Raw genomic sequence first — 13,493 nt, 5'->3', positions numbered from 1 at the left:
TCTCACACGGATTCGTCGTGCCACAGTCTACTGGCAGCTCCGACATGTGGCCTGCCGCGAGACTCCCCCGAGACCTCGGTGACACCGCGATTTCACGTCTCGGCGGGTGGCCTGTTAATGTCTCTCCCGCGCGCCGTTAGCTCAGTTGGTAGAGCAGCTGACTCTTAATCAGCGGGTCCGGGGTTCGAAACCCTGACGGCGCACCACAGACATCGCCGCTTCGCCGGCGATGTTTTTGTTTCCGCGCCTGCCTGGTTCGTGTTGCGCGGCCGACGGTCACCTCACGTCGCCATCTGCCCTTTCGCCGGCGTTGATATGTGCTGTTCTCGCACGTCGGCGCCGTACGGGCTGAGCCAGTGCGGACCGCTGGCGTTGCGGACCTGGTCACAAAAGTGATCTTCTGCGTTCCCGAGCTGGCCACTTGAGAATTTGACTGGTACCGTCAGTCGTTAGCTGACGAGTTTGCGGCACGATGCGCACCGAGGGAATGGGGTCTTAGCTGATGTCGACAGCACACGTTCCGCGGACCCCCGACTCGGCCCCCACAGGTGGCGCTGCTGCACACGGCCCGCTGTCCGTGATGAACTGCAGCCGACTGGGCCGGCAGGCGAACCCGCCGCGTCTTTCGCTCGCCGACTGGCTGCGTCCTTACCGTCGGCGCTGAACCGGCCTAGCGGCGCGAGCGCCGCACCGCCACCACGAGGACGAGCAGCGCGACACCGGCCAGCGAGGCCGCCACGGGCGGCTGGGAGACGAACCCGATCACCTTGGCCTTGACGTCGTCGGCCAACCGGCGCGGGTTGGCGCGCTCCGCCAGGGAATCGACCGTCAGCGCCAACTGGTCACGCGCCGCGTCGATGTCCTTCTTGATGGCCTCGGGATCCCGGTCCGCCACGTCATGTCCTCCAAGTCCGTGCTGGGTCCCCAGTCTGGTTCCCGTCTTGCCGAACTACCCTAGATCAGCCGGTGTGACCCGGACGGCACCGGTCGACCAGAAGGAGTGGCAAGGCATGGCCCAGACCCCTCGACTGTCGGTGGGCGACACCGCACCCGCCTTCAGCCTGCCCGACGCCGACGGCCACACCGTCTCCCTGTCGGATTACCAGGGCCGCAAGGTGATCGTGTACTTCTACCCCGCCGCCTCCACGCCGGGTTGCACCAAGCAGGCCTGCGACTTCCGCGACAGCCTGGCCGACCTCAACGGCGCCGGTCTCGACGTCATCGGCATCTCGCCCGACAAGCCGGCCAAACTCGCCAGGTTCCGCGATGCCGAAGGGCTGACCTTCCCGCTGCTGTCGGACCCCGACAAGGAGGTCCTCACCGCCTGGGGCGCCTTCGGGGAGAAGACGATGTACGGCAAGACCGTCCAGGGCGTCATCCGCTCGACGTTCGTCGTCGACGAAGACGGCAAGATCGCCGAGGCGCAGTACAACGTGCGCGCCACCGGCCACGTCGCCAAACTGCGCCGCGACCTGTCGGTCTAACCCGCGCCGAGCCTTTCGAGCAGCAGCGCCTCGGCGGTGGCGGCGCGCTCGAGCACCCCGAGATGCAGGCTCTCGTTCACGCTGTGTGCCTGCGTCCCCGGATCCTCGACGCCGGTGACCAGGATCGTGGCGTCGGGGAATGCGGCGGCGAACTCGGCGATGAACGGGATCGACCCGCCCATCCCCATGTCCACCGGTTCGGCGCCCCACGCCTCGGTGAACGCGGCGCGGGCGGCCTCGTAGACCGGACCTGACGCGTCGACCGCATACGGCTGACCGAGGTCACCGGGCGTCACGGTGAGAGCAGCACCCCAGGGCACATGCGCCTGCAGGTGGCGGGTGAGCGCATCGAGGTGCGCCTTGGCGTCGCCGCCGGGCGCCACCCGCATGCTGATCTTCGCCCGTGCCCGCGGGATCAACGTGTTCGAGGACTTGTCGATCGGCGTGGTGTCGATGCCGATCACCGTGATCGCGGGTTTGGCCCACAGCCGTTGCACCACTGAGCCGGAACCGATCTCACTCACGCCCGGCAGCAGTCCCGACTCCTCGCGCACCCAGTCCGCACCGCGGTCGACGTCAGCGGCGCTGCCCTCGTGCAACCCGGCGACCGCCACATTGCCGTCGTCGTCGTGCAGGCTGGCCAGCAGCCGCACCAGCACGCTCAACGCATCCGGCACCACACCGCCCCACAGTCCCGAGTGCAGCCCGTGGTCCAGGGTGGCCACCTCGACCACGCAGTCGGCCAGACCGCGCAGCGAGACCGTCAGCGCGGGCCGGTCGGTGCTCCAGTTGTCGGAGTCGGCGATGACGATCACATCGGCGGCCAGCAGATCCTTGTGCGCGGCAAGTAGATTCGACAGCGACGGCGACCCGGACTCCTCCTCGCCCTCGACGAACACCGTCACCCCGACCGGCGGCCGGCCGCCGAAGGCCCGGAACGCGGCCAGATGCGTGGCGATACCGGCCTTGTCGTCCGCGGTGCCGCGGCCGTAGAGCCGCCCGTCGCGCTCGGTGGGCTCGAACGGCGCCGACGACCACTGGCGGGGATCACCCTCGGGCTGCACGTCGTGATGGGCGTAGAGCAGCACCGTCGGCGCGCCGGGCGGCGCGGGGTGCCGCGCGATCACCGCGGGCGCCCCACCCTCGGCGACGATGCGGATGTCGTCGAATCCCGCGGCGCCGAGCAGATCCGCCACCGCCTTCGCACTGCGATGCACCTCGTCACGCCGGGCCGGATCGGCCCACACCGATTCGATGCGGACCAGGTCCTCGAGATCGGACCGGACCGACGGGAGAACCTCCTGCACCCGCGCCACCACGTCGCTCATGGGAACGAGGGTAGTGGGTCACCGGTCTGGCGCGAGCAGACGCAGAATCGCCCTCCGACGCATTTAAAAAGGCGATTTCCTGTCTTCTCGCGGAGAAAACTAGTCCGACTCCGCCGCGCTGCGTTCCTGCTGCAGCCGGTCCTTGCTGCGCAGCAGCCGCAACAGCGTCACCAGCCCGAGGCCACCGACGATGTTGCCGACCACGGTGTAGCCGAACCACTGCAGCCAGTCCAGATAACCGAACGGCGCATCGCCGGCGATCATCGCGCCGAAGATCAACAGCGAGTCCAGGATCGAGTGGAACATCTGCAGCCCCGCCAGCAGGAAGGCGCCCGCGACCGCCGCGGCGATCTTGCCGAGCACTGAATCGGTGCCGTGCTGCATCCGGGTCATCAGCGTGATCACCATGCCGCCGAGCAGCGCGAGCGCGAACGTCTCCCCCGACAGCGGTGCGGTGGCGTAGTGCGAGGCCGACTCGATGGTCTGCGCGTGCAGTTTCGGGAAAGCCGCCATGATCAGCCACATCAGCACCCAGCCGCCGACGAGGTTGGCGACCAGCGTGCCGCTCCACAGCTTGAGCAGCTGCGCGATGCTGGCGCGTTTGGCCGCGACCGTGGTGACCGGCACCAGGAAGCCCTCGGTGAACAGTTCACTGCGGCCCAGCAGCAGCGCGAGGAAACCGATCGAGAACGCCAGGCCCGCGAGCAGCGGATCGTGCGTGGCGTGCAGCACGGACAGGTAGGCCAGGACGCCGACGGCGATCTCGGTGCCGCCGAAGAAGCCGGTGACGAGCACTTCGCGCCAGCTGCGGTGCAGCCGCTGGGTGCCTTCGTCGACCATCCGCCGGAAGGCGTGTTCGAGCGCGTCCTCGATGGGACTGTCCGAATCGCCCAGCTGACGCTGGCTGGTCTCACTCACGATGGATCCTCACGGCTCGGCGACAGGCGAACCGCACGGGTACCCCGAAAGGGGCGAGTGAAGCCGGCTCAGGGCTCCTCGATGACCGCGACGGCGGCCGCCGTGTCCCCTTCGTGCGTCAGCGACACGTGGATGGTCGCCTCCCTCAGGTGCTCGGCGATGTCACCGGTGAGCCGCACCTTCGGCCGGCCCCACATGTCGGTGACGACCTCGATGTCGCGGTGGATGCCCTCGGGCAGGGCGGGCCGCTTGGCGAACCGCGACCCCGACCACGCCTTGATCACGGCTTCCTTCGCCGCCCACCGGGCCGCGAGGTGCCGCGCCGCCGACGAACTCTTGTCCGCGGCGTCGCGGCGCTCCCCCGGCGTGAACGTCTCCGCGAACACCGTGCCCGGTCGGTCCACCTGCTCCGCGAAGTCCGGAATGGATACCAGGTCGATGCCCACTCCGACTATCGCCACGCAGCGACCCTAGCCCAACCCCGATCGCGCCTTGCGCACGCGTTCATCGCACGTACACGTCGCCGTCGCCGAGCCGCGACGCCGCGTCGAGCAGCATCGCCGCCTCCTGGCGCTTCTCGGGTGCGTCGTGGCTGAACCGGCGGTCGGCGGGCCGTTCGTACATCGGCCGGCCACCGGCGATCGCCGACGCCAGCCGTCGCTGACCCGCCAGCGTGCGCTGCTCGGCGCGACGGACGTAGTCCTCCCGCTGCTCTGGGGTGAGCGTGGCGAGGAACGCCTGCGGATGCACCAGCGCGATCAGCCCGGAGACGTGTCCGAACCCGAGGCTGGTCACGAGACCGGCCTTGAGCGGGAACTTCTCACCCATTCGCAGCGTCTCCCGCGGCCAGACGAAGTGCCCGGAGGTGGCCATCTCGTCGTCGACGCAGTCCAGGCTGCGGTTCGGCGGGATGACCCCGTCGCGCAGCACCTGGCACAGGCCCATCATCTGGAAGACCGCGGCACCGCCCTTGGAGTGGCCGGTCAGGGTCTTCTGGCTGACGATGAACAGTGGCGCACCGTCGGACCGGCCCATCGAGTCGGCGAGCCGCTCGTGCAGTTCGGTCTCGTTGGGATCGTTGGCCAGCGTCGAGGTGTCGTGCTTGTAGATCACCGAGATGTCGTCGGCACCCACCCCGAGCTTGGCCAGCGAGCGGGCCAGCACCGAATCCCTGCCGCCACGGCCGGCGCCCAGCGCGCCGAGCCCCGGAGCCGGGATCGAGGTGTGCACACCGTCGGCGAAGCTCTGCGCGTAGCCCACGACCGCCAGCACCGGCAGACCCATCTTCAGAGCGAGGTCGCCGCGGGCCAGCAGGATGGTGCCACCGCCCTGGGCCTCGACGAAGCCGAGACGACGACGGTCGTTGGCGCGGGAGAACTTCCCGTCGCTGATGCCCCTGGCCCGCATCATCGCGGTGTCGGCGGTGGCCGCCATGTCACCGAAGCCGATGACGGCTTCCAGCGTCATGTCGTCGAACCCGCCGGTGACCACGAACTCGGCCTTGCCGAGGCGGATCTTGTCCATCCCCTCCTCGACCGACACCGCCGCGGTGGCGCAGGCGCCGACCGGGTGGATCATCGCGCCGTAGGAGCCGATGTAGGACTGAACGACGTGTGCGGCAACGACATTCGGCAGCACCTCCTGCAGGATGTCGTTCGGCTTGCTGCGGCCGAGCAGGTTGCCGTGGTACATCGTCTGCATCGAGGTCATGCCGCCCATGCCGGTGCCCTGCGTGCTGGCCACCAGGCTGGGGTGCACCCAGCGCATCAGCTCGGTCGGCGTGAAGCCCGCGGACAGGAACGCATCCACCGTGGCCACGATGTTCCACAGCGCCACCCGGTCGATCGAGTTGGCCATGTCCGGCGTGATGCCCCAGACCGTCGGGTCGAAGCCCGTCGGGATCTGCGCGCCCACCGTGCGGGACAGCTTGGTCTTGCGCGGCACGCGGACTTCGGTGCCCGCCTTGCGGGTCACCTGCCAGTCACTCGAGTCCGGCACCGGGCGCACCACGGTGTGCTCGGGATCGACCTCGACGAATGCGCGCGCCTCCTCCTCAGACGACACCACGAACGAGAAGTCCTTGTCGAGGAACACGCTGACCAGCAGCGGCGACGCGTGATCGGGATCGATCGCACCGTCGTCGACGAACTCGCGGATGCCGCACCGCTCCACGACCGCGTCGTGGTAGCGCTCGACCAGTTCCTCCTCGGGCACCAGGTCACCGCTCGCGGTGTCGTACCAGCCCGGCTTCGGATCGTCTTCCCACTTGATCATGCCTGTGGTCCAGGCCAGTTCGAGCACGCCGGCGGCCGACAGTTCGTGGTCGACCTCCATCTCGTAGCGGGTGCGCGACGAACCGTACGGGCCGAGTTCGGCACCGCCGACGATCACGACCAGGTCGGCCGGGTCGACGTCGAGGTCGGCCCACTCCGGCGCCGGTGCGGGCGAGAAGCCCCGGGGCGGCGACGGCAGCGCGGCGATGGTGCCGGGCGCGGGTGCGTCGGCGTCTTCGTCGGCAGCGGCGTCGGCGGACATGTCCTCGCGGGCCTTGGCGGCCAGCGCGGCCATGTCGAGTTCGATGTCGCCGAGGCCACCGGTCAGGTCGGCCGTGATGGGCTCACGCGCCGCGGCGACCTTGGACTCGATGTCGCACAGCGACAGCAGCATCGAGGCCATCTCCGCGGTGGTGTACGTGGTCACTCCGGCTTCCTCGACGGCGCCGGCGATGGCGTCGTTGTGGCCCATCAGCCCGGTGCCCTTGGTCCAGCCGATCAGCGCGTGCGCCAGCGAAACCCGCTGCGCCCATGACGTTTCGGCCTTCCACCGGTTGACGAGCGCGTCCAGCGAAGCCTTCGCCTCGCCGTAGGCGCCGTCACCGCCGAACATGCCGCGGTTCGGGGAACCGGGCAGCACGACGTGCAGTCGTGAGGCGATGTCGCGTTCCGCACCGATCGACGAGAGCCCGCTGATGAGCCGTTGCACGGCCCACAGCAGCACCTTCATCTCCATCTCGGCGCGCGAACCGACCTCCGACATGTCACCGGCCACCCGCGGAGCGGCGAACGGGAACAGCAGCGTCGGGGTCTGCGCATCCTTGAGGTGGATCGACTGCGGCCCAAGGCTTTCGGTTTGCTCGGTGCCCACCCACGACACCAGCGCGTCGATGTCGGAGTACGACGCCATGTTCGCGGGCACCACCCACAGCTTCGCGTCGTAGCGGGCGTTGTCCCGGTAGAGCGTCTTGTAGAACTCGAGCCGGGCGTCGTCGAGGCGCGAGGTGGTCGCGATGACCGTGGCGCCGCCGTCGAGCAGCTGACCCACCACGGCCGAGGCGATCGAACCCTTCGAGGCACCAGTCACCACCGCGACCTCGTCGCTGTAGCGGCCCTTGCCCGGGTTCTCGGCACCCGCGGCGATGCGGCCGAACAGCGACGCGTGGACGTTGCGGCCCGCGGCGAGCGCCTTGCCCTGCCACCAGTTCGCCTGTGTGGCAACGACATGCCCGGCGCCTTCGAAGCGTTCGGACAGAGCGGGCCAGTCGCGGTCGATGGCGTCCTCGTCGGCCAGCCAGATCTTGACCAGATCCTCGCGGGCGCTGGCCCACCGGTCGTCGAACACCACGGCCTTGCGGCCGTCGAACGCCGGCGCCACCAGACGCGGCCAGTCCGAACCGAGTTCGGCGGTGACCAGGTCGATCAGCTCGGCGTCGGTCGCGGTCTGCGCCGCCGACACCGGGGTGTCGAGGCCGAGCTGGCCCAGCACCAGGCGTGCCGCATTGGCCAGCACACCGTCGCGGCCGGTGACCTGTTCGGCGAACTCGCCGAGCGCGGCCGAATCGACCACGCCGCCACCGCCGCCGCCTGCAGACGGCAGGGAGACCGCCACACCCTTGCGGGCCGCCACCGCGGCCACCGCGGCGTCGATCACCTTGTCGACGCTGGCGGCGTCGGCCAGCGCGCCGTCGTGCAGGCCGCCGAGGCTGCCGCCACGGACACTGCTGCCCTCACGGGTGCCCAGCGCGACCTCGACGGTCACGTGCTTGACCCAGCCTGCGCCGAGTTCCCATGCCTTGCCGACGCGTTCGGCGATGTAGGCCGGACGCTTGCCGGACGGGCCGAACACGGTGCGCAGCTGATCGTTGATCGCGTCGGTGAGCACCGGGCCGAACGGCTTGTACGTCCGGGCCAGCTTGGTGACCTGACCCTTGAGCGCGCCGAGGTCGGCTTCCGCCGCGCCGTCGATCGCACCCAGGTTGAGCTCGGAGCCCAGGTCGACCAGCATCTGGTTGCGCCGCGAGGACGCACCGTCGGTGATCGTCTCGATGGAGTCGAGTGCCTCGATCTGGTCCAGCCGCATCTTGGCCGACAGCGCGATGAGCGCAACGGTCGCGTCGGCGGCGTCGAACGTGAGGTCGTCCGGCCGCGGACCACCCGACGGGGCGGCGGGTGCGGCAGGCGCTGCGGCGGCGGGCGCCGCGGCCTGCGGTGCCGCCTCGGCGGCGGCGGGTGCCGCCTCCTCGGGCTCCGGTTCCGGATCGGTGTCGGTCGCGAACAGCACCGCGGCGTCGCGCTCGCTGTTGAGCACCTCCACCGTGCTGTGCGAGTACTCCGGCAGCTTGAGCGTGTTGGTCGCCAGGCCGGCCACCGTCGGCGCCGACTTCACACCGATCTCCACGAACCGCTCGACACCGAGTCCGCCCGCGGCCTCCTCGATGAACAGCAGATCCTGGGTCTCGATCCAGCGCACCGGGCTGGCGAACTGCCAGGCCAGCAACTCGATCACGACCTTGCGGCACAGCTCGCGCGGCCGCTCCTTGCGCCAGGTGTCGTAGTCGGCGAGGATCTCGTCGAGCGGCTCGGCCGGCACGAGGTCGCGGATCTCCTGGATGAAGTCGCGGTCGAGGGTGAACGGCCGCGGCACCAGGTTCGGGATGTACCGCCCGACGATCAGCTCCGGATCCTGGTCGCGCGGCATGACGCGCTCCAGCGAGCGCCGGAAGTCGGCCACACCGACCCGCAGCACCGAGGAGTGGAACGGCACGTCGATGCCGGGCACCAGGATGAACGACCGCTTGCCACCGCTGATCTCGCGACGCCGTTCGATCTCCTCCTCGAGCGCCTCGAGCCCGCGGACGGTGCCCGCGATGGCGTACTGCGAGCCACGCAGGTTGAAGTTCACAATCTCGAGAAATTCGCCTGTGCGCGCGGAGATCTCGGCGACGAAGTCCTTGACGTCGGCGTCGTCCAGATCGATCTGGCTCGGCCGGATCGCGGCCAGCCGGTAGTTGGACCGGCCCAGCTCGTCGCGCGGGACGATGTCGTGCATCTTGCTGCCGCGGTGGAATACCACCTCGAGCAGTGCCTCGAGTTCGTAGACACCGGACACGCACGCCAGCGCGGTGTACTCGCCGACGGAGTGTCCGCAGGCGATCGCGCCTTCGACGAACGCGCCCTGCTCGCGCATCTCGGCGACCTGCGCCGCGGCGACGGTGGCCATCGCGACCTGGGTGAACTGCGTGAGGTACAGCACGCCCTCGGGGTGCTGGTAGTGCACACCGGAGCCGATGAGGCTGGTCGGGTTGTCCCGCACCACGTGCAACACGGAGAAGCCCAGCGTCTCGCGGGTGAACTTGTCCGCGGAGTCCCACACCTTGCGGGCCGCCTTGCTGCGGGCGCGGACCTCCATGCCCATGCCCTTGTGCTGGATGCCCTGACCGGGGAAGGCGTAGACGGTCTTCGGCGCCGCCAGGCGGGCGGTCGCCGACATCACCAGGTCGGTCCCGACCTTCGCGGTGACCTCGAGCACCTCGGCGCCGACGTCGATGCCGACCCGGTCGACGCGGAAGTCGATCTGGTCACCGGGTAGCACCATGCCGAGGAACCGCGCGGTCCAGCCCACCAGGCGGGCCGGCGGGACGGCCTTGCCGTCGGTCGCGGTGACGACGTGCTGGGCGGCGGCCGACAGCCACATGCCGTGCACGATCGGCGATTCCAGTCCGGCCAGCAGCGCGGCGGCGCGGTCGGTGTGGATCGGGTTGTGGTCACCGGAGACCACCGCGAACGGCCGCATGTCGACCGGCGCGCCGATCGCGACGTCGCGGCGACGCCGGCGCGGGGTGTCGGTGGCGTTGTCGGAGATCGCGCCGCCGGCCCGAGCAGGATCGCTCAGTTCCGCCGCGCCCGTACGGCCGCGGATCGCGAAGCGTTCTTCGAGGGTGGCCAGCAGGGTGCCGTCCGGCCCGGTGACGGTGACGCTCACGGGGACGACGCGGCCGACTTCGGTGTCGGTGGCCGTGCCGGCGGTCGCGGTGACGGTCAGCTCGGCGGGCTCGGCCGGCAGCGCGGCGACGAGATGGGCGCCGTGGTCCAGGTGCACCAGGCTCAGCAGCCCCTCGACGACGGGGAAGCCGGTGTCGGTGACGGCGGAGCCGATGGCGGCGAACACGGCGGGCCAGCAGCGGCCGACCAGCGCGTCCGGCACGACCGTCAGCGTCGGCGCCAGCGGGGCGCCGAAGGTCGCGGTGACCCCGGTGTGGTCGGCGACCAGTTCGGGATCCCACCCGACGGTGACGGTCGCGGTGCCGTCCTTCACGGGAGGAAGGGCCGACGGACCCTCTACACCGGCGGCGATCGCCAGCACCGCACGCATGGCGGTCGCCGCGTCCTCCGTGGTGACCAGCGGGGCGCCGCCGGTCCGGATGACGTCGGTGAGGGTGAAGCGGATCTCGATCCAGGTGCCCGACAACGGCACGTTCAGCACGACGTGCGAGTCGCCGGCCACGTCGAGCCGGGCGCCGGTGGAGGCGTGGGTGGCCGTGCGGCCCTCGTCGCGCACCTGCCAGTCGGCGGGGGCGGCGATGCGGTGCACCGGGTTGACCGCGGTGCGGCCGGCCCACAGCACATCGGGGGCGTCGAGCAGCACCGCGAGCGGACCGTCCACATCGGTGCGGCCCTGGCGGCGGCTGGTCACCGGCCGTGGGTCGCCGTTGTGGGACAGCACCTCGTCGACCGCGGCCTGCTCGAACCGGTCGAGCAGTTCACCGACGGGCTCGTCGACGCGGGTGATGCCCGCGACGGCCGCGGTGCCGGGGATGATGCACACCTGGTCGGCGGTGTAGCGGGCGTCGTGGGCCTGCCACAGCGAGTCGCTGCGCCACCAGCGGCGCACGTCCTTGTCGATGACCGGCACGAAGTTGACCGGTTTGCCCAGCGTCTTGCACAGCTGGACGAAGAACGGGACGTCGGCCGGGTGCAGCTGCACGCGATCGGCGTCGGGATAGCGCTGCAGCAGGAGGTCGAGCGCGGCGTCCGGGGTCTCCAGCAGCGACTCGTCGGCGAACAGCGTGTCGATCGGACCGTGGTCGCGCGGGTGCAGCCGGGCCTCGGCGCGCTGCAGCATCTGGGCGAACCGGTCGCGCCAGGTGATGTCCAGCCACGGGGAGTCGCCCTTGCGGGTGTCGGCGGTGCTGTCGCCGTCGCCGATCGACAACTCGACGTAGCGGCGCAGCCACTGCAGGTAGGTCATGTCCGCGACGTCGCCGAAGTACGGCTTGGCCGTGGCGGCCATCGCGGCGATGATCTCGTCGCGGCGGTCGGCAACGGCGTCGGCGTCACCGGCGACGTCGTCGAGCAGCCGGCCGCAGCGCGACGCCGCGTTGTCGATCTCGTGGATGTCGGCGCCGAGCTGGCTGCGCCCCGAGGCCATGCCGCCCTGGGCCTTGCCTGCACCGACCCACTGATCGGTGCCCTGGGTGTCGACCAGCAGCTGCTTGACGGCCGGCGACGTGGTGGCTTCGAGCGCGGCCATCGCCGCGGTGCCGACGAGGATGCCGTCGACGGGCATCACAGGGAAGCCGTAGACCTGCGACCAGCGGCCGCTGAGGTACTCCGCGGCGCGCTCGGGCGTGCCGATGCCGCCGCCGACGCAGATCGTGATGTTGGCGCGCGACCGGAGCTCGCTGTACGTGGTGAGCAGCAGGTCGTCGAGGTCCTCCCACGAGTGGTGGCCGCCGGCGCGGCCGCCCTCGATGTGGACGATGACCGGTTTGGTGGGCACCTCGGCGGCGATCCGGATGACCGAGCGGATCTGCTCGACGGTTCCGGGCTTGAACACGACGTGGCTGATGCCGATGCCGTTGAGTTCGTCGATGAGGTCGACGGCCTCTTCGAGGTCGGGGATGCCTGCGGTGACGACGACGCCGTCGATGGGGGCGCCGGACTGGCGGGCCTTCTGCACCAGTCGCTTGCCGCCGAGCTGCAGCTTCCACAGGTAGGGGTCGAGGAACAGCGAGTTGAACTGGATCGCCCGGCCCGGCTCGAGCAGCGTGGTGAGCTCTTCGATGCGGTCGTTGAAGATCTCTTCGGTGACCTGGCCGCCGCCGGCGAGTTCGGCCCAGTGGCCGGCGTTGGCGGCCGCGGCGACGATCTTGGCGTCGACGGTCGTGGGCGTCATCCCGGCCAGCAGGATCGGCGAGCGGCCGGTGAGCCGGGTGAATTTGGTGGACAGCTTGACCGAACCGTCGGGCAGGCGCACCGCGGTCGGGGTGTAGCTGGACCAGGGGCGGGCCACCTCGGGCACGGCCCCCACGGTGAACAGGTTGCGCTGGCCGCCGCGGGTGGCGGCGGGCACGATGCCGACTCCGAGCCCGCGGATCACCGGGGCGGTCAGGCGGGTGAGGATGTCGCCCGGACCGAGGTCGAGGATCCACCGGGCGCCGGCGTCGTGCAGTTCGGTGACCTCGTCGACCCAGTCGACCTGGCTGACGAGGATCGCCTCGGTCATCTGGCGCGCGAGCGTGACGTCCAGCCCGACGGCCTCGGCCCAGCGGCCGACGATGTCGATGCCGTCGGCGAGGCGCGGCGTGTGGAAGCCGACCTCGACCTGGACAGGGTCGAATGCGGGCGCGAAGACCGCGCCGCCGCGCAGCTTGTTCTTGCGCTCGGCCTCTTCCTTCTCGGCGATCTGGTTGCAGTACAGCTCGAAGCGCGACAGTTGCTCGGGCGTTCCGGTGATGACGACCGAGCGGCGGCCGTTGCGGATCGACAACACCGGCGGCAGCACGGTGCGCACGTCGGAGGAGAACTCCTGGAGCAGTTCGTAGATCCGCTCAGGGTCGGCGTTGGTGACCGAGACCATGGGCGGACGGTCGCCGAGGACGGTGATGCCGCGGCGACGGGCCACGAGCGTGCCCGCGGCGCCGATCAGCTGGGCCAGGGCGAGCAGTTCGACGTCCTTGGCGCCCTTGGCGGCCAGCGCCTCGACGGCGAGCACACCCTGGGAGTGTCCGGCCACCGCGACGGGCGGCGTGTCGAACAGGTCCATTCCTTGGCGCGCGAGCGCGCGCACCGCGGCGACCTGGGTCAGCAGCACGCCCGGTACGGACACCGCTGCGGAGGTCAGCTGCTTGGCGGTCGGGACCGGCTCCTCGGCGGCCAGCGCGCGCACCCAGCGCAGCGGCTCGAAGCCGATCGGGCGCACCACGACCAGTTCTTTGGCCACCGGCTCCAGCAGCAACTCCGCCTCGCCGGCGAGCGTGGCGAGCTCCGATTCGATGCCGGTCGAGGACACCAGTTCCTCGAGGGTCTCCAGCCATGCACTGCCCTGCCCGCCGAAGGCCACCGCGAACGGCTCACCCGCGGTCAGGCGATCCACAAGTGCATGGGTGGACCTGGCCCCGGACTCGTCGTCCCAACCGGTGGACACCCTGTCATGCTCGTAGATCGTCACGTCTCGTTATCTCCTCGGTGGTGCTCTGGCGCTCGCG

6 protein-coding genes and 1 tRNA gene are annotated in these 13,493 nt (G+C 70.3%); 2 read left to right on the top strand and 5 right to left on the bottom strand.

The annotated features are described in order from the left end of the window. The first annotated feature begins 130 nt into the window (after positions 1-130). Positions 131-206: transfer RNA gene (locus G6N30_RS03075), tRNA-Lys, on the top strand. A gap of 464 nt (positions 207-670) precedes the next feature. On the opposite strand, the gene G6N30_RS03070 is transcribed toward G6N30_RS03075, so the two are convergent. Then, entirely contained in the window at positions 671-895 is a 225-nt protein-coding gene (locus G6N30_RS03070) for a DUF3618 domain-containing protein (RefSeq protein WP_134059875.1), read from the bottom strand. 115 nt (positions 896-1,010) lie between these two features. Here G6N30_RS03070 and bcp point away from each other — a divergent pair, with 115 nt between their 5' ends. Continuing rightward, entirely contained in the window at positions 1,011-1,484 is a 474-nt protein-coding gene (bcp, locus tag G6N30_RS03065; protein WP_134059873.1) for a thioredoxin-dependent thiol peroxidase, read from the top strand. Here bcp and G6N30_RS03060 read toward each other — a convergent pair. From G6N30_RS03060 to G6N30_RS03045, 4 genes are all read right to left on the bottom strand, one after another. Continuing rightward, positions 1,481-2,812, bottom strand: coding sequence for a dipeptidase (locus G6N30_RS03060; RefSeq protein ID WP_163687362.1), 1,332 nt, complete (start codon positions 2,810-2,812; stop codon positions 1,481-1,483). The genes bcp and G6N30_RS03060 overlap by 4 nt on opposite strands. 99 nt (positions 2,813-2,911) lie before the next feature. Then, entirely contained in the window at positions 2,912-3,730 is an 819-nt protein-coding gene (locus tag G6N30_RS03055; protein WP_134059871.1) for a formate/nitrite transporter family protein, read from the bottom strand. 68 nt (positions 3,731-3,798) lie between these two features. Beyond that, positions 3,799-4,191: a holo-ACP synthase AcpS gene (gene acpS / locus G6N30_RS03050; RefSeq protein WP_011561029.1), complete on the bottom strand. Its 393-nt coding sequence runs from the start codon at positions 4,189-4,191 to the stop codon at positions 3,799-3,801. A gap of 43 nt (positions 4,192-4,234) precedes the next feature. Beyond that, entirely contained in the window at positions 4,235-13,456 is a 9,222-nt protein-coding gene (locus G6N30_RS03045; RefSeq protein WP_134059869.1) for a type I polyketide synthase, read from the bottom strand. Between the last annotated feature and the right edge of the window lie 37 nt (positions 13,457-13,493).

Origin of the sequence: Mycolicibacterium litorale (assembly GCF_010731695.1) — a bacterium.
Lineage (GTDB): Bacteria > Actinomycetota > Actinomycetes > Mycobacteriales > Mycobacteriaceae > Mycobacterium > Mycobacterium litorale.
Note: the sequence above shows the minus strand (reverse complement) of the source record. Positions and strands in the feature narration are given on the sequence as shown.